Origin of the sequence: Pseudomonas sp. ABFPK (assembly GCF_001586765.1) — a bacterium.
GTDB classification, from domain to species: Bacteria; Pseudomonadota; Gammaproteobacteria; order Pseudomonadales; family Pseudomonadaceae; genus Aquipseudomonas; species Aquipseudomonas asiatica.
Map to the genome: position 1 here is coordinate 193,120 of NZ_LQXW01000034.1, position 20,376 is coordinate 213,495.

The window sequence follows — 20,376 nt, forward strand, 5'->3', positions numbered from 1 at the left end:
TTCTATGCTGGAACTTAAGGACGGTAACAGCGTTCAGGATGGAAACAGCCTGAGGTTCAGGCTGAACAAGGCTTATTGGAGGGGGCGCGGCCATGCGCAATCTCAGCCTCACACGCCAGTGCCTGGGCCTGGTGACCCGCATCGAATGCAGCATCCGTCCGCTGGCCGGGGATAACGGCATGTGGACGCTGCTGTTCGCCGCCGGCATGGCCGGTGAACAACCGTCCGCGATCAAGGCCCAAGGGCCGTTCCATGGGCCGCTGGTGGCCGAATCTGTGCTCAATGCCATTGTCGACAGCTTGACCTTGCATGGGTACCAGGTGGCCGAGGATCCGCAGATCTGGTGTTTGCATTTGCAGGCGCAGTTGCGGCGGATCAACGGTGAGCGGTGTCGGAATCTTGGGGATTACCAGTTTCATCCTGAGACCTGATTGATGCAGGGGGCCGCTTTGCGGCCCATTCGCAGCACAAGGCTGCTCCTACAAGCGAATGGGCTGCATGGCAGCCCCGGGCTTTTGCTGTAACAGGTGGCTGGCTATACTCGCCGTCGCTTTTTTAGTCACCTGATGAGTCCCGACACTCCATGGAACGTATCCTCGAAAATGCGATGTATGCCTCGCGCTGGCTGCTCGCCCCCATCTACTTCGGCCTGTCCCTCGGCCTGCTGGCCCTGGCGCTGAAATTCTTCCAGGAAGTGGTCCACGTCCTGCCCAACGTCTTCGCCCTCAGCGAAGCCGACCTGATCCTGGTGATCCTGTCGCTGATCGACATGTCGCTGGTGGGCGGCCTGCTGGTGATGGTGATGATCTCCGGCTACGAGAACTTCGTCTCGCAACTGGACATCGACGAGAGCAAGGAAAAGCTCAACTGGCTGGGCAAGATGGACTCTTCGTCGCTGAAGATGAAGGTTGCCGCATCGATTGTGGCCATTTCGTCCATCCACCTGCTGCGGGTGTTCATGGACGCACAGAACATCTCCACCGATTACCTGATGTGGTACGTGATCATCCACATGACCTTCGTGGTCTCGGCATTCTGCATGGGTTACCTGGACAAGCTGACCAAGCACTGAACCTTTCAGGCCTCTTCGCAATCCCTGTGGGAGCGGGCAAGCCCGCGAAGAGGCCGGCACGGTCCAACTGACGAGCGGCGTCAGTCATGCCTTGTGCATTCGCCCTTTCTGTACAAAAAATGAGCTCTCATGCGTGGTTCCCATCGCGAGGTGCTCTCATGAACCTGCATCAGCTCAACACCGAGGCCAGGGCTGGCCATGTCGACGAACTGAACCTGATCGCCATCGAAGGCGGTGACTACCTTCTCGAAGCGCGGATCAAAGGCCACCCCCATCCTCTCTCCGACACACGTGGTGAACGCTTGCGCGTGCATTCGGTGGAGGATGCACGCAAGTTGCTGCAAACCATCCCCATGGTCTCGATGAACCTGGTGCACTGGTCGGTGCAGGACGAAATGTGCGGCATGGGCACGCACCCGGAAGAAGACTTGAAGGTGCCGATTTCCCAGCGCTCGGCCTGGTAGCTGCTCGCAGCGCCCCAGTGTGCTAGGCTGCTCGCCCTTTTCATCAAGGGCGCGGCTTCACTGCGCCCTGCAGTGGAGCACGACAATGTCCGAACTCAACCTGTCCACCGACGAAACGCGCGTCAGCTACGGCATCGGCCGTCAGCTGGGCGGCCAGCTGCGCGACAACCCGCCACCGGGCGTCAGCCTGGAAGCCATCCTGGCTGGCCTGACCGATGCCTTCAACGGCGCCGACAGCCGCGTCAGCGAAGCCGACCTGTCGGCCAGCTTCAAGGTGATCCGCGAAGTGATGCAAGCCGAAGCAGCTGCCAAGGCTGAAGCCGCTGCTGCCGCTGGCAAGGCATTCCTGGTCGAGAACGCCAAGCGTGACGGCATCACCACCCTGGCTTCGGGCCTGCAGTTCGAAGTACTGACCGCAGGTGAAGGCGCCAAGCCGACCCGCGAAGACAATGTGCGCACCCACTACCACGGCACCCTGATCGACGGCACTGTGTTCGACAGCTCCTACGACCGTGGTCAGCCGGCTGAATTCCCGGTAGGTGGTGTGATCGCTGGCTGGACCGAAGCCCTGCAGCTGATGAACGCTGGCAGCAAATGGCGCCTGTACGTGCCGAGCGAGCTGGCCTACGGCGCCCAAGGCGTTGGCAGCATCCCGCCGCACAGCGTGCTGGTGTTCGACGTCGAGCTGCTCGACGTTCTGTAATGCCCTCGGGGCCGCTTTGCGGCCCATTCGCGACACAAGGCCGCTCCTACAGGGGAACGCATACACCTGTAGGAGCGGCCTTGTGTCGTGATCGTGGGCGAAGCCCTCGCCAGGTCCGTCAGTGCCAGTCTATCCCTCCGGGGCGCAACGCCCGCGCATAGCAGAACAGAAACAGATTCCGCACCAGCTCCTTGAGCACCCCCGGTTCACTCGAGTTCAGCCCGCTCATGTCCAGGTCGCCCTGGTCGCGCAGCTCGTCGAGCGCTTCTTCTTCAAGCACCGCGCACACTTCGCCGGTTTCCCGATGAAGAATGCGCAGGTAGGGGTGAGGGCGGTCCAGCCAGGCGTCGATCAGATAAGTCATGGCTATTCTCCTTGGATAGCAGTCCCAATGAGAATAATTCTTATTATCTGAATAGCAAGCGCCAATTGGCGGTTTTTTGGAAAATCAGACCTTGCGTACGAACTCGGACTTCAGCTTCATGGCGCCGATACCGTCGATCTTGCAGTCGATGTCGTGGTCGCCGTCGCACAGGCGGATGTTCTTGACCTTGGTGCCGACCTTGACCACCAGGGACGAGCCCTTGACCTTGAGGTCCTTGATCACGGTGACGGTGTCGCCATCCTGCAGGATGTTGCCGACCGAGTCCTTCTTCACCACCTCGTCGCTGGCCGCTTCGGCGTCGCCGCTGGCCGACCACTCGTGGGCGCATTCAGGGCAGATCAGCTGAGTGCCATCCTCATAGGTGTATTCGGAGTTGCATTTCGGGCAGGGTGGCAGAGTGCTCACTTCGGTTCCTCAAACAAACAGACGGGCGGTTAAAAACCCGAATTGTATAAGGTATTTTTTCAGAAGTGATTATGTCCGGACAAAAACATAGCGGGCAAGCAAGCTCATACAGGCGACGCAATCCTGTAGGAGCGGGCTTGCCCGCGAATGAAGACGACTCGGTCTATCAGTGAGTACGCGCGACAGCAAACTCGCTCAACTCGACCAGCGCATCACGATATTCGCTGGCCGGCAGCACTTCCAGGCACTGGATGGCACGCTTCACATAGTCACGCGCAAGCTCCGCCGTGTACTTCAGAGCACCCGACTCCTCGACTGCCACGCGAATCTGCTCCAGGTCTTCCAGGCCACCCTTCTGGATCGCCTGGCGCACCAGCGCAGCCTGTTCGGCGGTGCCTTCGCGCATGGTGTAGATCAGCGGCAGGGTAGGCTTGCCTTCGGCCAGGTCGTCACCGACGTTCTTGCCCAGGGTCTGCGAGTCGCCCTTGTAGTCCAGCAGGTCGTCGACCAGCTGGAACGCCACGCCCAGATGGTCACCGAAGGTACGCAGGGCCTCGCGCTGTTCGTCGGTTGCTTCGGCCAGCGCGGCGGCGCTGTGGGTCGAAGCCTCGAACAGCATCGCGGTCTTGCCGCGGATGACCTCCATGTAGACTTCCTCGGTGGTGCTGGCGTCGCGTACCCGCGACAGCTGCAGCACTTCACCCTCGGCAATCACGCGGGTGGCCTTGGACAGGATCTGCATGACCGGCATCGAGCCCAGTTCGACCATCATCTCGAACGAGCGCGAATAGAGGAAGTCGCCCACCAGCACGCTCGGCGCGTTGCCCCACAGGGCATTGGCGGTGGAGCGGCCACGGCGCATGCCGGACATGTCGACCACGTCGTCGTGCAGCAGGGTAGCGGTGTGCAAGAATTCGATGGTGGCAGCCAGCAGGCGCAGGTCGTCGCCTTCGCGGCCCAGGGCCTTGCCACACAGCAGCACCAGCAGGGGGCGCAGGCGCTTGCCACCGGCGGACGTGATATAGTCGCCGATCTTCGATACCAGCGGCACGCGCGAGGTCAGCTGCTTCTTGATGATCTCGTCGACGGCGCTGAAATCATCAGCCACCGCGCGGTAGAAGGATTGGGGTTGCATCGGCTGCTCCAGTGAGGTTGCGCGGCATGCTAGGTCGCGGGTCCCGGTGTGTCAAGGCGCGGTGCCAGCGCCCCGGGGGCGGCACTTGCAAGCAAAACCGCGGTTGCGTACAATCGCGCACCCTAACTTCCTGGGCAGCACCTGCCTTACGCAATTGCGCCGGGCCGTTCCAGCCCTGTGCAGCCATGCCAGCCAATACTCATCATATAAAGCGCTGGGTGAGCAGGATTATCGGAGAAATACCATGTCTTACGCAGTAATCGTTACCGGCGGCAAGCAGTACAAAGTCGCTGAAGGTGAATTCCTCAAGATCGAAAAACTGGAAGTCGCCACTGGCGAATCCGTGACCTTCGATCGCGTCCTGCTGGTCGCCAACGGTGAAGAAGTCACCATCGGTGCTCCAGTTGTTGCTGGCGCTAAAGTAGTGGCCGAAGTCGTTTCGCAAGGCCGCCACGACAAGGTTCGCATCATCAAGTTCCGTCGTCGTAAGCACCACATGAAGCGTATGGGCCACCGCCAGTGGTTCACCGAGATCAAAATCACCGGTATCCAGGCTTAATCCCCTAGATCCCCTGAATTTATTTGGAGAATTGAACCATGGCTCACAAGAAGGCTGGTGGTAGTACTCGTAACGGTCGCGACTCAGAATCGAAACGCCTTGGCGTGAAGATGTATGGCGGCCAGGTTATCAAGCCAGGCAACATCATCGTCCGTCAGCGCGGCACCGAATTCCACGCTGGCTACGGTGTTGGCATGGGCAAGGATCACACCTTGTTCGCCAAGATCGAAGGCGTGATCAAGTTCGAGAAAAAAGGCGAGTTCATGCGCCGTTACGTGAGCATCGTCGCCGCTTAATCGCGACGTCGCTCCAGAAGCCCCGTCATGCGACGGGGCTTTTTCGTTTGTGGTGAGCCTCTTGCAAAGCTGTTTGTATGGGCTGCCGGCGTGGGTTTCTACGGTCGTACGGGGCCGCCGCGCTCATTTTTGCAAGAGCCTCAGGTTTTTCAGGTATTCAACTCGCCAGTAGGCGAGAGGCGGTTTTGAATGAAGTTTGTTGACGAAGTATCCATTCGGGTCAAAGCCGGTGACGGTGGCAACGGTTGCATGAGCTTCCGTCGCGAGAAATTCATCGAGAACGGTGGCCCCAACGGTGGTGACGGTGGCGACGGTGGTTCGGTGTACATGATCGCCGACGAAAACCTCAACACCCTGGTCGACTATCGCTACACCCGTCACCACGAGGCCCAGCGTGGCGCCAACGGCGGCAGCACCGACTGCACCGGCAAGAAAGGCGACGACCTGTACCTGCGCGTGCCGGTCGGCACTACCGTGATCGACGCCTCCACCCAGGAAGTGATCGGTGACCTGGTCACCCCGGGCCAGAAACTGATGGTCGCCCAGGGCGGCTGGCACGGTTTGGGCAACACCCGCTTCAAGTCCAGCACCAACCGTGCACCGCGCCAGACCACCCCGGGCAAGCCAGGTGACCAGCGTGACCTGAAGATGGAAATGAAGGTGCTGGCTGACGTCGGCCTGCTGGGCCTGCCGAATGCCGGCAAGAGCACCTTCATTCGCTCGGTTTCGGCCGCCAAGCCGAAAGTGGCCGACTACCCGTTCACCACCCTGGTGCCGAACCTGGGTGTGGTCAGCGTCGACCGCTGGAAGAGCTTCGTCATCGCCGACATTCCTGGCCTGATCGAAGGTGCTTCCGAGGGCGCCGGCCTGGGTATCCGCTTCCTCAAGCACCTGGCGCGTACCCGCGTACTGCTGCACCTGGTGGACATGGCGCCGCTGGACGGAAGCAGCCCAGCCGATGCCGCCGAAGTCATCGTCAACGAGCTGACCCGCTTCAGCCCGTCGCTGGCCGAGCGTGAGCGCTGGCTGGTGCTGAACAAGGCCGACATGGTCATGGATGACGAGCGCGACGAGCGGGTCAAGGAAGTGGTCGAGCGCCTGCAGTGGGAGGGCCCGGTCTACGTGATTTCGGCCATCTCCAAGCAGGGCACCGAAAAGCTCAGCCACGACCTGATGCGCTACCTCGAAGACCGCGCCGACCGCCTGGCCAACGACCCGGCCTACGCCGAAGAGCTGGCCGACCTCGACCAGCGCATCGAAGACGAAGCCCGTGCCCAGCTGCAGGCCCTGGACGACGCCCGTACCCTGCGCCGTACTGGTGTCAAGAGCGTGCACGACATCGGCGACGATGACGGTTGGGACGATGATTTCGAGGACGACGAAGACGGCCCGGAAATCATTTACGTGCGCGACTGACCGGTTGCAGTACACTAAACGCCGCTCTTTGGAGCGGCGTTTTTGTATCCACGGTATCTACAGATTCGACATAGGTTGGAAGAAGATGCGAAGCAAGGTGACGGGCGCCAAGCGCTGGGTCGTGAAGATTGGCAGTGCTCTGCTGACCGCCGATGGCAAAGGCCTCGATCGCGGTGCCATGGCCGTTTGGGTCGAGCAGATGGTCGCGCTGCGTGAGGCAGGCGTGGAGTTGGTACTGGTCTCCTCCGGGGCCGTGGCTGCCGGCATGAGCCAGCTGGGCTGGACGTCGCGACCGAGTGCGATGAACGAGTTGCAGGCGGCTGCCTCGATCGGTCAGATGCGCCTGGTGCAGGCCTGGGAGTCGAGCTTCGGAGAGCACGGCAAGCACACCGCGCAAATCCTGCTGACCCATGACGACCTGTCCGACCGCAAGCGCTACCTGAACGCCCGCAGCACCCTGCGCACGCTGGTCGACCTGGGCGTGGTGCCGGTGATCAACGAAAACGATACCGTGGTCACCGACGAGATCCGCTTCGGCGACAACGACACCCTGGCGGCGCTGGTGGCCAACCTGGTCGAGGCTGACCTGCTGGTGATCCTCACCGACCGCGATGGCATGTTCGACGCCGACCCGCGCAACAACCCCGAAGCCCAGCTGATCTACGAGGCTCGCGCCGACGACCCGGCACTGGATGCCGTGGCCGGCGGTACCGGTGGCGCGCTGGGTCGTGGCGGCATGCAGACCAAGCTGCGCGCCGCGCGCCTGGCTGCCCGTTCCGGTGCCCACACCATCATCATCGGTGGCCGCATCGAGCGCGTGCTGGATCGCCTCAAGGCTGGCGAACGCCTGGGTACCTTGCTGTCGCCCGAGCGCGGCATGCTTGCCGCGCGCAAGCAGTGGCTGGCCGGCCACCTGCAGACCCGTGGCACCCTGGTGCTGGATGCCGGTGCCGTGCAGGCGCTGCGCCAGGCCAACAAGAGCCTGCTGCCGGTTGGCGTGAAGACCGTGCAGGGCAGCTTCCGTCGTGGCGAGATGGTGGTGTGCGTCGGCCCGGACGGCCTGGAAGTAGCCCGTGGGCTGGCCAACTACAGCGCCCTTGAGGCGCAGAAGATCATCGGCCAGCCATCCGATGCCATCGAAAGCCTGCTGGGCTACAGCGCAGAGCCGGAGTTGGTGCACCGCGACAACCTGGTGCTGGTATGAGCGTGCTGAAGCGGGTAATCGGCGTGGCGGCATTGGTGCTGCCAATGCTGGCCGGGGCCGAGGAAATCGGCCAGGTGTCCACCGTGTTCAAGTTCCTCGGGCCGAATGATCGTATTGTGGTCGAGGCGTTCGACGACCCCAAGGTCGAGGGCGTGACCTGCTACCTGTCGCGGGCCAAGACCGGCGGCGTGAAGGGTGGGCTGGGGCTGGCGGAGGACCGGGCGGAGGCATCGATTGCCTGTCGCCAGGTCGGGCCGATCAACTTCAAGGGTGAGCTGAAGGATGGCGAGGAAGTGTTCAAGGAGCGCACCTCGCTGGTGTTCAAGACCATGCAGGTGGTGCGCTTCCTCGACAAGAAGCGCAATACGCTGGTGTACCTGGTGTACAGCGACCGCATGATCGAAGGCAGCCCGCAGAATGCGGTGACCGCGATTCCGATTCTGCCTTGGGCTCATTGATAGCTTGGTAGATTTTTTGGGAGGCCTTTGGCCTCCATTCGCAGCACAAGGCTGCTCCTACATTGATCGGCGTATGCATACCTTGTAGGAGCAGCCTTGTGCTGCGAAAGGGCCGCAAAGCGGCCCCACTGCTCCGATATCAGGCCAATTCCTCGGCCTGATGATCCTCACGCACAACCGCCTTCACCTCATCCCGACGGCTGATGAACTTCCAGTCCGCCTCGTCGATGTAGATGCCATTCGGCCCACTGCCACCTTCCAGGTCGATCGCCACGCGCGCAGACACCTGCGGCTTCACGCTCGCCAGGATCGGTACGAAGCCCAGCTGCAGGCTGGTCTCCAGCAGTGCAGCCTGGTTGCGTTCGTCGATGTCCGCCGCTTCGTCCAGGTAGTACGGCAGGCGGATACGCCCGGCCAGGTCGCGGTCCATCAGGTGCAGCAACAGGTACATGTTGGTCAGCGCCTTGATGGTCATGGTGGTGCCGTTGGATGCCGCGCCGTCGATGTCGGCATGGATCACCGGCTGGCCGTTGACCTTGGTGATCTCGAACGCCAGCTCGAACAGGTCCTTCAGGCCCAGCTGGTTGTGGTTGGCCGCCACCAGCCGTGCCAGGTATTCCTTGGCCTCTTCGTTCTTGTTGTCCTGCTCGGCGCTCTGGGTCAGGTCGAATACCGACAGGGTTTCGCCTTCTTCGTACTGACCAGCGCTGTGGATGATCTGGTCAATGTGCTTGAGCGCTTCCTTGTTCGGCGCCAGCACCACGCGGAAGCTCTCCAGGTTGGATACCTGGCGCTTGTTGATCTCGCGGTTGAACAGGGCCAGCTGGTGCTCGAGGCTGTCGTAGTCGCTGCGGATGTTGCGCAGGGTTCGGGCGATGTCGGTGACCGCGGCGCGGCGGGCCTTGGCCAAGGTCAGGGCTTCGTCGGTGCGGTGCGCGTAGGCATTTACCAGCAGCTGCAGGCGGCGCTCCATGTCGTCTTCGCTGTCGAACTTGGCCACGCCTTTCAGGCGCACCTGGGCGTACAGCGCCTCGATCTGGTTGTCCACCCGCTGCAGGCTCTGCCAGCTGTCCTGGTAGTCGTTGAGCAGTGGCAGCAGGTTGTCCATCGAGTCGTCGATGGCTTCCATGTACGGCGTGCCGTAGGGCAGGTCGGCCGGCAGCAGCTGGCGACGGCGCAGGGCGTCTTCCAGGGTGCGCTGTTTGGCCTCGAGGTCGCCGATCTGCCGGCCGACCAGCTGCAGCTTGGCCGACAGCTGCTGGACACGTTCAGTGAAGGCGTCGCTGGAGCGTTTGAGTTCGTCCTGGGCGGCTTCGAGCTGCGACAGCTGCTCCAGCTTCTCGGGCTCTTCGGCGGCCAGGGTTTCGCTGCGGCGGAAGTCTTCCAGCGCTTTCTGCGCGTCCAGTACCTCCTGGTACAGGGCCTCGGTCTGCGCCTTGGAGGCGGAGCGGTCGGCGGCCACGGCTTGCTGGGTCTTGAGCTGCTTCAGCTCTTTTTCCAGGCGCTCTTTCTGGTCACGCAGGGCGGCACGGTCGGCCAGGGCCTGCAGTGCCGGTGGGTCGATGTGCGACAGGTCGATGGACAGGCCCGGGGCTTCGAAGCGTTCGCCCTTGAAGCCGTCGAGCACCGCTTCCAGCGATTTTACCCACAGGTCGCTGTCGTCCAGTTCGATACCGCGGTCACCCAGCGGCAGGCTGAACAGCGCGCCATTGAACAGGCGCATCAGGCGGTCGACGTCCTGCTGCGAGAACTCTTCGCGCAGGCGGGCGTGGCTGTTGTTGTCGGCGTGGTCGAGCTGTTGCTTGACCTGCTTCAGGCGCTTTTCCAGGTCGCGGACGCGTTCGTCCAGGTCTTCGGCGCTGAACTGCCGCGACTGGGCCAGGGCGCCGGCCAGTTCGTCGTGGGCGTCCTTGGCCGCCAGCAGTTGCTGCTCCAGCACCTTGACGTCATCGACCAGGGCGAAGCGGTGCTTGAGCACCGACAGCTCGCCCAGCCAGCGCTGGATACCGGTGATTTCACGCTCCAGGCGCATCAGCTCCTGAGTGCCACCGCGCTGGTCGTTCTGCAGGCGGTCCTGCTCGCCACGGTAGTGCTCGGCCTGGATCACCAGCTCTTCCTTGCGCGCCATGGCGTATTCCTGCCAGGTGCCCAGCAGGGTGTCGAGCACTGGTGAAATGCGGTGCAGCTTGCCGCGCAGGATGTCGCGCTGGGCCACGCCACCGGCCAGGGCCTCTACCAGCGGGCCGGCGGCGACCAGGGCGTTGTAGTCCTGTTCCATGCGGCGCACGTCGCGGAAGGCTTCCTCGCACGCGGCGATATAGTCGACGCTACCAGAGCGCAGGCTGTGCTCGAAGGCGTCGAGGAACAGTTGCTTGAGCTTGGCGGCGGTGATTTCGCGCATGTGCAGCAGGTTGATGAACAGCGCGCGGAAGGTTTTCAGGCTTTGCTCGCTGGTCGAGCGCAGCGGGATCATGGTCAGGTCCAGCGGCACCGAGGTGTGGCCACCGACCAGCAGACGACGCAGTTCGTCCGGCTTCAGCTCGTAGGCCTTGATCCCCAGGCGCTCGAGGTTGGTGAACAGCTCTTTCTGGCGCAGGCAGGTGTCGTTCTTCTGGTAGTGAGCCAGGTCCAGTTCGCCCTTGTAGGCAAAGAACTGGTGACCGAAACCGCCGCCCGGGCCGCGGCCGACAACGCCGATGACGTGCGGGCCGTGGGGCAGGCTCAGTTCGCAGAGAATGTACGAGGTGTCGCTGGCGAAGTAGAAGCGGCGCGACTGCTCGAGGCTGTACTTGCCGAAGCTCATGTCCGACATGCGCGCCAGGATCGGGAACTGCAGGGCGTTGATCGACGCCGATTTACCCAGGTTGTTGGCACCGTATACCGACAGTGGGTGCTCCAGCGGGAACAGGCCAAGGCTGTAGCCGGCGGTGTTGAGCAGTGCGAAGCGGCGGATGCCGTAGCGTTCCTGGCTCATGCGTCAATCTCCTGTTGCTCTTCGCGGATGGCCCGGGCCAGGGCTTCCTCTTCGCTTTCCTCGCCCTCGAAGGGGCTGAGGTCGAGCGGGTCGTCGGTGCGGTTGAGTTCTTCGGGGCTTTCTTCCTCGACCAGTACCGGGGTCGGCAGCGGCAGGTCGCTGTGCAGGGTGGCCGCCAGGTCGCGGTCCTGCTGCACGGCCAGGCACACGTCGAGGAAGCGATGCATCGGCGGCAGGAAGCGGTAGATGCCGCCTTCCTCGAAAGCGAAGCCGAGCTGGGTCATGCGGCGCAGGATTTTTTCTTCCAGCTCGTCCACGGTCTGCACTTCGGCCTGCAGGAACAGGTCGCGGTACTTGTCCAGCAGCGAGGGCAGTTCGTCACGGCCGATGCTGCCGCCATCGAGCACGGCCATCGGGTCGCGGCCCTGGTCGGCCAGGTGTTCGACCAGGATGAAGGTGAACAGCGACAGGCGCTGCGCGGTCTTGTTGACCTGCGCGGCGGTCATGTCCGGCACGAAGTAGTAGAAGCCACGGGTGTCGCACACCAGTTCGAAGCCCAGGGCCTTGAACAGGGTGCGGTACTGGTCCTGGAAGTTTGACAGCTGGGCGTACAGCTCGGGGTCGCGGCGGCTGACGTGGAAGCCTTTGAACAGCTCGCGGAAGATCGGCGCGAGCTGGGACAGTTCGGAAAGATCAAGATGCATGGGCTGGGCTCGCGTTGGATTCGGTAGGCGCGCTGGCGGCGTCTTCGCGGCTGGAGGTCAGGGCGAACGAGCGCAGGCTGACCAGGTGTTCCTGGGTGATGTACTCGCGGCGGTCGAGGCGTTCGCGCTTGAAGCGCTTTTCCCGCGACAGGCGCGAGAACCAGTACAGCAGCTCGTCGGTGGCGCCTTCGGGTTCCTGCTCCAGCAGCCAGACCATCAGGTCGGGCAGCGGCAGGGCCTGTTCGCAGCGTTCGGCCATTTCCTTGACCGTGCGCGGTGCACGGGGCAGGGCGCCGGACTGGGTCTTGTGGGCCTTGGGGAAGCGTGCCGGCTTGGGCTCGAAGCGGGCCAGGGCGTAGACATAGGCCTCGACCTGGCTGGCGCTGCCGAGGAAAGTGCTTTGCGGGCGGGTGAACATCGGCATGGCCGCTTGCGGTACGGCGTCGATGCCCTTGCGCCGGATCACCGACAGGGCCAGTGCGGCGCCACGGGTCACCGCGTTGTGCCGGCGGGCTTCTTCACGCAGCGGCAGCAGCAGTTCGCGGGCGTGGCGCAGGGTCAGCTGGGCGCTGGTCTGCATTTCCAGGATGCGCGCATGGGTGCGCAGCAGCATGTCGTCGTCGACCAGGTGGCCCAGGCGCGCCTGTTCGCCCAGCAGCTTCAGCAGCACGGTCTCGACCTTGCGCACGCCCTGTTCGAAGGCGCCGTCGGCGTTGACCAGCTGGATCATCGGCTCGACATACTCGTCCCAGGTCGCCAGTACTTCGGCATAGCGCTGGCGCAGCGGGATCTGGCGGTTGCTGGTCTTGGCCCGCTCGGCCACGGCCACCAGTGCCTGTTCGTCGTTGTCGAGCTTCTTCAGTACATCGCGCACGCGCATGTCGAGCAGGCGCAGCTGGCGCGCCAGGTCGTCGCTGTCGCGGTTGTCGAAGGCGTCCTGGATATGCCCGGCCAGGCGCTCCAGGTGGCGCAGGTAGGCTTCGATCTCCAGGCACAGGCCCAGCCGGTGTTCGCGGCGCAGGTAGGCGAGGAAGTCGTGGATCTGCGCGTTGAGCTCGAAACGGTTCGGGCTCTTGGCCACCGGGACCAGGATATCCAGGCGGATCCACACGTCGAGCAGCTGGGTGATGTCCTGCGGGGTGCTCTCGACCTGCTGGCGGGCCACATGCTGACGCAATTCGACCAGGCTCAGGGTGCCCTGGTCGAAACGCTCGCACAGCGGCTCGATCAGGGCCCAGTGTTCGGCTAGGGCGCGCAGGACGCGCTTGGGTTCGATCATTGGCTTCGACTCGTTGCCAAGAAAAAGGGGGCGATTGTACTGCATCCGGGGGGGAGGTTTTCACCCCTTGGTCTGTAATGGGGGATCACCCTTGCTTTGATGAGGGTTTCACTGGCCCTTTCGCGGGCCCGCCCGCTCCCACAGGTACTGCGCAAGGCCCTGTGGGAGCGGGCGGGCCCGCGAAAGGGCCGGTACGGGCAATAAAAATCCGCCGACCAGTTGCGGCACTCGAATGCCAACGGCGTTAGAATGGCCCTTTGTCTTCACCCCTCGGAACCCCGTCCCTTGCTCACCGAACCCCGTCGCCGCGCCTACCTTTCCGCCATGCAAGTGGTGCACTGGCTGCCGCGCGCCGAACTGCCGTTCGCCGCACCGTCGCGGCCCGAGCTGCTGCTGCCGGTGGCACCGGTCGAGGACCTCGACTTCGACGTCAGGCCGCCACCGGCTGCCAACGAGGCGCCAGTCACCCCACAGGCCCGCTCCGGCGAGCGGCCGAAAATCGAGATTCCGCGCCCGGGCAGTGCGCCCAAGCCGGCCACCAAGCCTGTCGAGGCCGAGGAGCAAGCCACGCCACCGCGCCCGGCCATGGTGCCACCCCCGCGCTTCTCGCTGCAGCTGCTGCGAGCCGGCAGCTGCCTGCTGCTGGTGGAGTTGGCCACCGGCCAGCCGTTCCAGAGCCGCGACCCGTCGTACCTGCTGCTCAAGGACATGCTGCGCGCCGCCGGCCTGCCCGACGCACCGCAGATCATCGGCGAGCCGGTGCGCTGGCCGCTGCTGGTGCGCGGCAACATGGACCAGGGCCCGGAGGCGGCGCGCGATTTTGTCCAGGGCTTTGTCCAGGCGCGCCTGGAGGACGCCCCGTGCACCTGCCTGTGGCTGGTCGGCCTGCCGGCGCTGCGCTTTGCCGCCAATGTTGACGGCGAAGCCTATTACCAAACCCTGAAGCTCGAGGGCCTGGGCGAAGCCTGGGCCTTGCCGGGCCTTGAACTGTTGATGGACGAGCCGCAGCGCAAGGCGGACGTCTGGAAAGCCATGCGCCAGCTGATGGCGCGCTGGAAGAGCGTTGAATGAGTGACTCGATCAGCTTCCGCCGGATGACCGAGGCGGATCTGGATGCCGTACTTAAGATCGAATATGCCGCGTTCAGTCATCCCTGGACTCGAGGGATCTTTCAGGATGCGCTCAAATCGTATGAAGTCTGGCTGATGTTCGACGGCCAGCAGCAGGTGGGCCATGGCGTGATCAACGTGATCATCGACGAGGCCCACCTGCTCAACATCACCGTCAAGCCGGAAAACCAGGGCCGCGGCCTGGGCCTGCGCCTGCTCGAGCACCTGATGGTCCGGGCCTACCAGCTCAATGGCCGCGAGTGCTTCCTGGAAGTGCGTGCCAGCAACCAGTCGGCCTATCGTTTGTACGAACGCTATGGTTTCAACGAAATCGGCCGCCGCCGCGACTATTACCCGGTTGCTGGCGGCCGGGAAGACGCCTTGGTGATGGCCTGCACCCTGCTCGAAGATTGAGCAGGGCGGGCTTCAATCACAGGTCCTGTGGCTGAGCCTCCATCGGCTTGGCCAGGTCGCGGAGGCTTCTGGTCACGCTGCCGGTATTGCATTTTGCCGCCGCCTGCTCCGGCGTGTACTTGCGAATGGTGCGGAAGAACAGCTCGCAGGTCTGTTTCTTCTGTGTAACCTGCCACTTGGTCGAGCAGGCATCCAGCGTCAGCTTGGCATCGGCCCGTTGATTGCGCCCCATCCCTGCCTGCCAGCAGGCTGCCGTCAGGTCCTGCCCCATCATTTTCAAGCCGGCAGCATCAGCTGCATCCTGGTCGCCGCCGTGGCTGTCCTTGTTTGCCGCATACCAGATGGCACTAGGGTGGTTGGCACCCAGTACCGGTACCTTGGCACCTGCCTGCGGGCTGATGCTGACCAGGCCCAGCACATTCACCTGCAGCCCGTACTGCTGCTGGATCCAGCTGCGTACCGGCGCGCCGAATGCCACCATCGGCAGAGGCCTGGCGGGGTTTTGCAGAGTCATCTCGCTGACCATGCGCACCTGGTAGTCCTTGAAGTAGCTGTAGGTTTCCTTCAGCGTTTCACCCGCGCTGGCGGGTGCGGCGATGGGGGCGATATCGATGATGGTCTGGTAGGCCGGGGTCTGGCTGGCGTCGACGCCATTGAATGTCAACAGCTCGGCCCAGCGGTCGGTGGTGTTGGAGCGCAGGTAGTCCTGGGCCTGGGTCAGCGAGTAGTCCGGCGGGAAGTGCAGCAGTTCGATGCTGCGGCGGTTCTGCAGGGCCATGCCCAGCGGCAGGAACAGATACCAGTCGTAGGACCATTTGCCGTCCTCGTTCAGCCGGGTGGCCGCCTGATAGGCCAGTTCACCGCTGTCGAGCAGCTTGCGCAGGGGTTTTGCATAGTTGGCGGGTACGCCACTGATGGTTGCGTGCAGGCGATCGTTGTCGCGGCTTACATGCACCTGGGCCGCGGCATGGCCGTCGCGGCGTACGCTCTGAGTCAGATAGTGTTCTACGGTTTGCTCCAGGGTCCAGTCGCGATAACAGATCACGTGACAGTTGTTGGGGAAGGCGAACAGGCGGGTGACGCGCTGGGCGTCGCCCAGGTCGATTCGCGCATCGGCGGCGGCAAGGCCGCTGAAGGCCAGGGCGGCAAGGCTCGGTAATGCCATCTTGTGCATGCTTAACTCCTTGTTGGGCGCAGCCGTATTCGGCAGCGTGGCACATACTGTGGCAAGGGGAGCAGGGATGAAAAGGGCTGGATGGCTGCCGCTGGTGCTGGGCATGTTGGGTGCAGGAGCGCAGGCCGATGAGCGTGATATCTGGTTGTTCGCGCAATGGGCCGGGGACCATCAAACACGGCCATTTCGCGAGATGCTTGTGGATGCCCGTCTTTATGGCGTGGTGCCGATCCATCAGCTGCTGCGTTCGGCTTCGGACTGGAAGCTGTGCCACGCGTCCCCCTTCGCCGTGCCGCCCGCCAGCAACTGGTCGGCAGTGCGCTCGACGCTCTCGCTGATAAAGACGCTTCACGACCAGGGCATCCTGCGTCAGTTCGAGGTGGTTTCAGCCTATCGAGCCCCGCGCCTGAATGCCTGCGCCGGCGGGGCGGCCAACAGCGCCCATACCCGGGCGTTCGCTGTCGATATCCTGCTGCCCGAGTGGGCGGACCCCAACCCGCTGTGCCGGTTCTGGCAGCAATACGGCCAGGCCTGGAACATGGGCCTGGGGCGCTACCCCTCCGGGCGTATTCATGTGGATACCGCGGGTTACCGTACCTGGGGTGGTGACGGCCGTGCGGGTTCGTCGTTCTGTATCAAGCCCAGATGAGCCAGGCAGCTCCTGCATTCGCCCATCACCCACGTGGCGAAGCGCTGGCGCTTGCCGTCGTCTTCCAGCGGCAAGGGGCTGAGCAGGTGGTAGGCCGAGCCGTCACGCACGAAGCCGAACGGTGCCTGCAACTGCCCATTGTCGAGTTCGTCGCGCACCATGAGGGCTGAGGCCATGGCCAGGCCCAGGCCGGCGCTGGCGGCCTGAATCGACAGGTAGAAGTGCTGGTAGTCGCTGCGCTCGGTGTGCCGGACCTGTTGGCCGCTCAGGCGCAGCCAGTTGGGCCAGGCGCCGGGGCGGGTGGCGCTGTGCAGCAGGCGCTGGCCTTCGAGTTGGAGGGGGGCGGTGGGGTGGCAGACCGGGCCGATCCATTCGTCGCAGATCTTCTGGTTGTACAGCTGTTTGTCCCAGTGGAAGTCATCGCGGCGAATTGCCAGGTCGACACCGCTACGTGCGAAGTCCAATGGCCCGCCAGCGGCCACCAGGTGCAACTGCAGGTCGGGATGGGCGGCGTGGAAGCGGGGCAGGCGCGGGATCAGCCAGCGCATGGCGATGGTCGGCTCGCACGACAGCACCAGTACGTTGTCGCGGGCCTGTTGTTGCAAACGCTGCACGGCGCCTTCGAGCTGCTCGAAGATCGCCTGGGTAGTGCCCTGCAAGGCACGGCCGGCAGGGGTGAGGAAAATGGCCCGGTTGCGGCGCTCGAACAACTCCACACCAAGGCTTTCTTCAAGCAGACGCACCTGGCGGCTGACTGCGCCATGGGTGACATGCAGGTGCTCGGCGGCGCGCACGAAGCTCTCGGTCTGGGCGGCTATGTCGAAGTAGCGGAAGGCGTTGAGTGGCGGCAGTTTCATGGCATTCCTGTTTGTCTGTGCCGGCCTCTCGCGGGTAAACCCGCTCCCACAGGTGATGCGCCGCCCCTGTAGGAGCGGGTTTACCCGCGAAGGGGCCGACACAGGCTCTAGATATCTGTGAGGAAAGCTATCAGATTTGCCTCACTATAAATCGATTTTTCCTGGGCTATAAGCTCTCGATAATTACATGGTCTGTGCATTTCCATCGTCTATCGAGAGCCACCAGCATGACCGAACTCATTGCCGTCGCCCTGTTCACCCTGCTTGCCGTCATCAGCCCCGGTGCCGACTTCGCCATGGTCACCCGCAGCAGTTATGCACAGGGCCGCAAGGCCGGGCTGGCTGCCGCCGTGGGCATTGCCCTGGGAGTGCAGGTGCACGTCCTGTACACGGTGCTGGGCATCGCGGTGATCATCAGCCAGAGCCCGACCCTGTTCCTGGGCATGAAAGTGCTGGGCGCGGGTTACCTGGTCTACCTGGGTTTCCAGTCGCTGACCAACACCCGGCGTATCAGCCTCGACGGGGTTGCCGCATCAGCCGCCAGCGTAACGCAGGCCCTGCGCACGGGCTTTCTGACCAACGCCCTCAACCCCAAGACCATGCTGTTCGTGATCAGTGCCTTCACCCAGGTAGTGCAACCGGGCAGCTCGTTGGCGCTGGATTTTGCCTACGGCGCTTTCATGTCGATTGCTCACTGGGTGTGGTTCAGCCTGGTGGCGGTATTTTTCTCCAGTACGGCATTGCGCAAGGCGATGATCGAGCGGCAAAGGCTGGTGGACCGGGTAATCGGCCTGGCGCTGATCGGGTTGGGCCTGGCCGTGGCGGTGACCGGAATGCGTTGAGGTGGCAATTGCATGCCCTGTACGGGAAGGGTGCAGGCCTGTGGTAATTTTCCGCAGGCAAAGAAAAAGGGCTTACCTTGCGGTAAGCCCTTCGTCTTGTTTGGTGGCTACACAGGGACTTGAACCCCGGACCCCAGCATTATGAATGCTATGCTCTAACCAACTGAGCTATGTAGCCGATGGCGCGCATTATTCTCTTGAACGGCCCCCCCTGTCAACACTCATTTCAAAAAAAATTTGCACGCTTTCAAAAACTTAGCGGCCAGGCCCGGGTTCTGCCTTGCCCAACGGCATGTCGCCGGCTTTCAACTGCCCGCTGCGCCAGCCATCGGCGGCCTTGAGGTCGGCTTTCCGTACCGGGCCGATATGCGCGCCATCGAAGGTTACCCGCTCACCCATCGATACCATGCGCTGTTCGCTGCCTTGGATAACCATGGCCTTGCCACTGAGCACCACCAGTTCGTCATGGCCTGCATGGCGGGCGACCTGCAGGCGGGTACCGAACACCTGGATGCGCGCGTCGCCCACTGCTATCTCCATGGCCCTGCCGTCGAGCATCACTTCCAGGTATACCCGGCCCTGCACCAGGTGCAGTTGGCGCGTGCGGCCACGTAGGTCGGCGTTCATCGCACTGGCGCTGCCCAGGTGCAGGGTGGTGCCATCGGCCAGGCGGATGCTGCGGCGTTCACCTGCATCGGTATGCAATTCGCTGCCCAGGCGCTGTATCAGCGGCCAGTACAGGTAGGCGGTAGCGGCCAGCCCCAGGAGGAACAATAGCGCCAGCCATTTGCCCAGATGGCTGCGGTGCGCGTTGATCTGCCGTGGACGGACGCGAACGGGCATTGGGCTCATGGGGTTGGTGTGCTCGCGATTAGGGCCGTTTCGCCCAACGATGACGGGTGTTTTGGCCGAGGATGCTAATTATATTGAGAACCATTTTCAAGTGTGTCGCGGACAAAGGAAATAAAAGGTAGCTATGTATCTATTTGTTTTCCGATAATCGGATCCCAAACTACGGACGGAGATTCAGGCACATGGCTATCAGTAGCGCCTCCACGGCGCCCACCAGTGCGGCGGCGAGCCAAGCCACGCCGCTGGTGATGCGCATAATCGGTTTCTGCGCCCTGGCGCACCTGATCAATGACCTGATCCAGTCTGTGCTGCCGGCGATCTACCCGATGCTCAAGGCCAACTACGACCTGAGTTTCGCCCAGATCGGCATGATCACCCTGACGTTCCAGATCACCGCCTCGCTGCTGCAGCCTTGGGTCGGCTTCTTTACCGATCGCCGACCGGCACCGAACCTGCTGCCACTGGGCACCCTGTGTACCCTGGTGGGTATCGTGATGCTGGCCTTCGTCGGCAGCTTCCCGATGATTCTGCTGGCCTCGGCCCTGGTGGGTATCGGCTCGTCGACCTTCCACCCGGAAACCTCGCGTATTGCGCGCCTGGCATCGGGCGGGCGCTTCGGCCTGGCCCAGTCGACCTTCCAGGTCGGTGGCAACACCGGGTCGGCTTTGGGGCCGCTGCTGGCGGCAGCCATTGTCATTCCGTTCGGCCAGAGCCACGTGGCCTGGTTCGGCCTGGCTGCGCTGTTCTTTCTCGGCGTCACCCTGATGCTGCGTGGCTGGTACAAGGAGCACCTCAACCAGGCCAAGGCGCGCAAGGCTGTGCAGGCGACCCACGGCATTTCCCGCGGGCGGGTGGTGGCGGCGCTGATCGTGCTGGGCCTGCTGGTGTTCTCCAAGTACTTCTACATGGCCAGCTTTACCAGCTATTTCACCTTCTACCTGATCGAGAAGTTCGATGTGTCGGTGGCCAGCTCGCAGCTGCACCTGTTCCTGTTCCTTGGTGCGGTGGCGGCGGGTACCTTCTTTGGCGGGCCGATCGGTGACCGCATCGGGCGCAAGGCCGTGATCTGGTTTTCGATCCTTGGCGTGGCGCCGTTCACCCTGGTGCTGCCGTATGCCGATCTGTTCTGGACCACCGTGTTGAGCGTGGTGATCGGCTTTATCCTGGCTTCGGCGTTTTCCGCGATCGTGGTGTATGCGCAGGAGCTGGTACCGGGCAGCGTGGGCATGATTGCCGGGATCTTCTTCGGGCTGATGTTCGGCTTTGGTGGCATCGGTGCGGCCTTGCTGGGGTATGTGGCGGACCTGCGTGGCATCGAGTACGTGTACGAGGTGTGTTCGTTCCTGCCTTTGTTCGGGTTGCTGGCGGTGTTCTTGCCAAGTACCGGCAAGCGCTGAAAGCATGCATAGAACCTGTAGGAGCAGC

General features: G+C 63.1%; 22 protein-coding genes, 1 tRNA gene and 1 pseudogene. 14 read left to right on the top strand and 10 right to left on the bottom strand.

Annotated elements, in window-relative coordinates; all coding sequences use genetic code 11:
• The first annotated feature begins 92 nt into the window (after nucleotides 1–92).
• The 4 genes from WM94_RS20070 (at nucleotide 93) to WM94_RS20085 (ending at nucleotide 2,239) form a co-directional block, all read left to right on the top strand.
• The gene (locus WM94_RS20070) at nucleotides 93–431 is read left to right on the top strand and encodes a hypothetical protein (protein WP_003247487.1); all 339 of its coding nucleotides are present in this window, start codon (nucleotides 93–95) and stop codon (nucleotides 429–431) included.
• 152 nt (nucleotides 432–583) lie between these two features.
• On the top strand, nucleotides 584–1,072 hold the full coding sequence (locus WM94_RS20075; RefSeq protein ID WP_003247486.1) for a TIGR00645 family protein: 489 nt from the start codon (nucleotides 584–586) through the stop codon (nucleotides 1,070–1,072).
• Between the two features lie 158 nt (nucleotides 1,073–1,230).
• Entirely contained in the window at nucleotides 1,231–1,536 is a 306-nt protein-coding gene (locus WM94_RS20080) for a DUF6482 family protein (protein WP_013970818.1), read from the top strand.
• An 85-nt stretch (nucleotides 1,537–1,621) separates the two neighbouring features.
• Entirely contained in the window at nucleotides 1,622–2,239 is a 618-nt protein-coding gene (locus WM94_RS20085; RefSeq protein ID WP_003256315.1) for an FKBP-type peptidyl-prolyl cis-trans isomerase, read from the top strand.
• Nucleotides 2,240–2,357: 118 nt separating this feature from the next.
• On the opposite strand, the gene WM94_RS20090 is transcribed toward WM94_RS20085, so the two are convergent.
• The 3 genes from WM94_RS20090 to WM94_RS20100 all read right to left on the bottom strand — a co-directional run bounded on the left by WM94_RS20090 (nucleotide 2,358) and on the right by WM94_RS20100 (nucleotide 4,164).
• The gene (locus WM94_RS20090) at nucleotides 2,358–2,603 is read right to left on the bottom strand and encodes a hypothetical protein (protein WP_061551970.1); all 246 of its coding nucleotides are present in this window, start codon (nucleotides 2,601–2,603) and stop codon (nucleotides 2,358–2,360) included.
• An 84-nt stretch (nucleotides 2,604–2,687) separates the two neighbouring features.
• Nucleotides 2,688–3,029: a zinc ribbon domain-containing protein YjdM gene (locus WM94_RS20095; RefSeq protein WP_009686103.1), complete on the bottom strand. Its 342-nt coding sequence runs from the start codon at nucleotides 3,027–3,029 to the stop codon at nucleotides 2,688–2,690.
• Between the two features lie 166 nt (nucleotides 3,030–3,195).
• Nucleotides 3,196–4,164, bottom strand: coding sequence for a polyprenyl synthetase family protein (locus WM94_RS20100; RefSeq protein ID WP_003256318.1), 969 nt, complete (start codon nucleotides 4,162–4,164; stop codon nucleotides 3,196–3,198).
• 244 nt (nucleotides 4,165–4,408) lie between these two features.
• Here WM94_RS20100 and rplU point away from each other — a divergent pair, with 244 nt between their 5' ends.
• The 5 genes from rplU to WM94_RS20125 all read left to right on the top strand — a co-directional run bounded on the left by rplU (nucleotide 4,409) and on the right by WM94_RS20125 (nucleotide 8,097).
• Entirely contained in the window at nucleotides 4,409–4,723 is a 315-nt protein-coding gene (gene rplU / locus WM94_RS20105) for a 50S ribosomal protein L21 (RefSeq protein ID WP_003247466.1), read from the top strand.
• A 38-nt stretch (nucleotides 4,724–4,761) separates the two neighbouring features.
• Nucleotides 4,762–5,019: a 50S ribosomal protein L27 gene (gene rpmA, locus WM94_RS20110; protein WP_003247464.1), complete on the top strand. Its 258-nt coding sequence runs from the start codon at nucleotides 4,762–4,764 to the stop codon at nucleotides 5,017–5,019.
• A 189-nt stretch (nucleotides 5,020–5,208) separates the two neighbouring features.
• Entirely contained in the window at nucleotides 5,209–6,435 is a 1,227-nt protein-coding gene (gene cgtA / locus WM94_RS20115) for an Obg family GTPase CgtA (protein WP_013970821.1), read from the top strand.
• Between the two features lie 85 nt (nucleotides 6,436–6,520).
• Entirely contained in the window at nucleotides 6,521–7,639 is a 1,119-nt protein-coding gene (proB, locus tag WM94_RS20120) for a glutamate 5-kinase (protein ID WP_015268899.1), read from the top strand.
• Nucleotides 7,636–8,097, top strand: coding sequence for a CreA family protein (locus WM94_RS20125; protein ID WP_003256322.1), 462 nt, complete (start codon nucleotides 7,636–7,638; stop codon nucleotides 8,095–8,097). Before proB ends, WM94_RS20125 begins: the two co-directional genes overlap by 4 nt.
• Before the next feature lie 139 nt (nucleotides 8,098–8,236).
• Here WM94_RS20125 and mksF read toward each other — a convergent pair whose 3' ends face one another.
• The 3 genes from mksF to mksB are packed head-to-tail and all read right to left on the bottom strand — an operon-like array spanning nucleotide 8,237 to nucleotide 13,054.
• Nucleotides 8,237–11,071: an Mks condensin complex protein MksF gene (gene mksF, locus WM94_RS20130; protein ID WP_061551971.1), complete on the bottom strand. Its 2,835-nt coding sequence runs from the start codon at nucleotides 11,069–11,071 to the stop codon at nucleotides 8,237–8,239.
• On the bottom strand, nucleotides 11,068–11,775 hold the full coding sequence (gene mksE / locus WM94_RS20135; RefSeq protein ID WP_013970824.1) for an Mks condensin complex protein MksE: 708 nt from the start codon (nucleotides 11,773–11,775) through the stop codon (nucleotides 11,068–11,070). The genes mksF and mksE overlap by 4 nt, the downstream gene beginning before the upstream one ends.
• Nucleotides 11,765–13,054: an Mks condensin complex protein MksB gene (gene mksB, locus WM94_RS20140; protein WP_024086237.1), complete on the bottom strand. Its 1,290-nt coding sequence runs from the start codon at nucleotides 13,052–13,054 to the stop codon at nucleotides 11,765–11,767. Before mksB ends, mksE begins: the two co-directional genes overlap by 11 nt.
• A 285-nt stretch (nucleotides 13,055–13,339) precedes the next feature.
• On the opposite strand from mksB, the gene WM94_RS20145 reads away from it, so the two are divergent.
• Together WM94_RS20145 and rimI are read left to right on the top strand one after the other, a co-directional pair.
• The gene (locus WM94_RS20145) at nucleotides 13,340–14,125 is read left to right on the top strand and encodes a hypothetical protein (RefSeq protein WP_061551972.1); all 786 of its coding nucleotides are present in this window, start codon (nucleotides 13,340–13,342) and stop codon (nucleotides 14,123–14,125) included.
• The gene (gene rimI / locus WM94_RS20150; protein WP_061551973.1) at nucleotides 14,122–14,577 is read left to right on the top strand and encodes a ribosomal protein S18-alanine N-acetyltransferase; all 456 of its coding nucleotides are present in this window, start codon (nucleotides 14,122–14,124) and stop codon (nucleotides 14,575–14,577) included. Before WM94_RS20145 ends, rimI begins: the two co-directional genes overlap by 4 nt.
• 16 nt (nucleotides 14,578–14,593) lie before the next feature.
• Here rimI and WM94_RS20155 read toward each other — a convergent pair whose 3' ends face one another.
• The gene (locus WM94_RS20155) at nucleotides 14,594–15,751 is read right to left on the bottom strand and encodes a hypothetical protein (protein ID WP_061551974.1); all 1,158 of its coding nucleotides are present in this window, start codon (nucleotides 15,749–15,751) and stop codon (nucleotides 14,594–14,596) included.
• 67 nt (nucleotides 15,752–15,818) lie between these two features.
• Between WM94_RS20155 and WM94_RS20160 the strand changes: the two genes are divergently transcribed.
• Nucleotides 15,819–16,400 (top strand): D-Ala-D-Ala carboxypeptidase family metallohydrolase, encoded by a 582-nt coding sequence (locus WM94_RS20160; protein WP_061551975.1) that lies wholly within the window; start codon nucleotides 15,819–15,821, stop codon nucleotides 16,398–16,400.
• On the opposite strand, the gene WM94_RS20165 is transcribed toward WM94_RS20160, so the two are convergent.
• Complete coding sequence (locus tag WM94_RS20165) at nucleotides 16,340–17,257, bottom strand: LysR substrate-binding domain-containing protein (protein ID WP_061303392.1); 918 nt, start codon at nucleotides 17,255–17,257, stop codon at nucleotides 16,340–16,342. The genes WM94_RS20160 and WM94_RS20165 overlap by 61 nt on opposite strands.
• A gap of 227 nt (nucleotides 17,258–17,484) precedes the next feature.
• Here WM94_RS20165 and WM94_RS20170 point away from each other — a divergent pair, with 227 nt between their 5' ends.
• Nucleotides 17,485–18,099 (top strand): LysE family translocator, encoded by a 615-nt coding sequence (locus tag WM94_RS20170; protein ID WP_061551976.1) that lies wholly within the window; start codon nucleotides 17,485–17,487, stop codon nucleotides 18,097–18,099.
• A 101-nt stretch (nucleotides 18,100–18,200) separates the two neighbouring features.
• Here WM94_RS20170 and WM94_RS20175 read toward each other — a convergent pair.
• Together WM94_RS20175 and WM94_RS20180 are read right to left on the bottom strand one after the other, a co-directional pair.
• Nucleotides 18,201–18,277 (bottom strand) — tRNA-Met (locus WM94_RS20175).
• A 101-nt stretch (nucleotides 18,278–18,378) separates the two neighbouring features.
• Nucleotides 18,379–18,951 (bottom strand): annotated as a pseudogene (locus WM94_RS20180) (FecR family protein); the annotation flags it as partial.
• A gap of 182 nt (nucleotides 18,952–19,133) precedes the next feature.
• Between WM94_RS20180 and WM94_RS20185 the strand changes: the two are divergent.
• A complete protein-coding gene (locus WM94_RS20185) occupies nucleotides 19,134–20,348 on the top strand; it encodes an MFS transporter (RefSeq protein WP_023661338.1) in 1,215 nt (404 codons plus the stop codon).
• The last annotated feature ends 28 nt before the right edge of the window (nucleotides 20,349–20,376 follow it).

Excerpts from the sequence above, each read along its gene's own strand:
- WM94_RS20070 (WP_003247487.1), top strand. The coding sequence starts at position 93 with ATGCGCAATCTCAGCCTCACACGCCAGTGCCTGGGCCTGGTGACCCGC.
- WM94_RS20075 (WP_003247486.1), top strand. The coding sequence starts at position 584 with ATGGAACGTATCCTCGAAAATGCGATGTATGCCTCGCGCTGGCTGCTC.
- WM94_RS20080 (WP_013970818.1), top strand. The coding sequence starts at position 1,231 with ATGAACCTGCATCAGCTCAACACCGAGGCCAGGGCTGGCCATGTCGAC.
- WM94_RS20085 (WP_003256315.1), top strand. The coding sequence starts at position 1,622 with ATGTCCGAACTCAACCTGTCCACCGACGAAACGCGCGTCAGCTACGGC.
- WM94_RS20090 (WP_061551970.1), bottom strand. The coding sequence starts at position 2,603 with ATGACTTATCTGATCGACGCCTGGCTGGACCGCCCTCACCCCTACCTG.
- WM94_RS20100 (WP_003256318.1), bottom strand. The coding sequence starts at position 4,164 with ATGCAACCCCAATCCTTCTACCGCGCGGTGGCTGATGATTTCAGCGCC.
- rplU (WP_003247466.1), top strand. The coding sequence starts at position 4,409 with ATGTCTTACGCAGTAATCGTTACCGGCGGCAAGCAGTACAAAGTCGCT.
- rpmA (WP_003247464.1), top strand. The coding sequence starts at position 4,762 with ATGGCTCACAAGAAGGCTGGTGGTAGTACTCGTAACGGTCGCGACTCA.
- cgtA (WP_013970821.1), top strand. The coding sequence starts at position 5,209 with ATGAAGTTTGTTGACGAAGTATCCATTCGGGTCAAAGCCGGTGACGGT.
- proB (WP_015268899.1), top strand. The coding sequence starts at position 6,521 with ATGCGAAGCAAGGTGACGGGCGCCAAGCGCTGGGTCGTGAAGATTGGC.
- WM94_RS20125 (WP_003256322.1), top strand. The coding sequence starts at position 7,636 with ATGAGCGTGCTGAAGCGGGTAATCGGCGTGGCGGCATTGGTGCTGCCA.
- mksF (WP_061551971.1), bottom strand. The coding sequence starts at position 11,071 with ATGAGCCAGGAACGCTACGGCATCCGCCGCTTCGCACTGCTCAACACC.
- mksE (WP_013970824.1), bottom strand. The coding sequence starts at position 11,775 with ATGCATCTTGATCTTTCCGAACTGTCCCAGCTCGCGCCGATCTTCCGC.
- mksB (WP_024086237.1), bottom strand. The coding sequence starts at position 13,054 with ATGATCGAACCCAAGCGCGTCCTGCGCGCCCTAGCCGAACACTGGGCC.
- rimI (WP_061551973.1), top strand. The coding sequence starts at position 14,122 with ATGAGTGACTCGATCAGCTTCCGCCGGATGACCGAGGCGGATCTGGAT.
- WM94_RS20155 (WP_061551974.1), bottom strand. The coding sequence starts at position 15,751 with ATGCACAAGATGGCATTACCGAGCCTTGCCGCCCTGGCCTTCAGCGGC.
- WM94_RS20160 (WP_061551975.1), top strand. The coding sequence starts at position 15,819 with ATGAAAAGGGCTGGATGGCTGCCGCTGGTGCTGGGCATGTTGGGTGCA.
- WM94_RS20165 (WP_061303392.1), bottom strand. The coding sequence starts at position 17,257 with ATGAAACTGCCGCCACTCAACGCCTTCCGCTACTTCGACATAGCCGCC.
- WM94_RS20170 (WP_061551976.1), top strand. The coding sequence starts at position 17,485 with ATGACCGAACTCATTGCCGTCGCCCTGTTCACCCTGCTTGCCGTCATC.
- WM94_RS20185 (WP_023661338.1), top strand. The coding sequence starts at position 19,134 with ATGGCTATCAGTAGCGCCTCCACGGCGCCCACCAGTGCGGCGGCGAGC.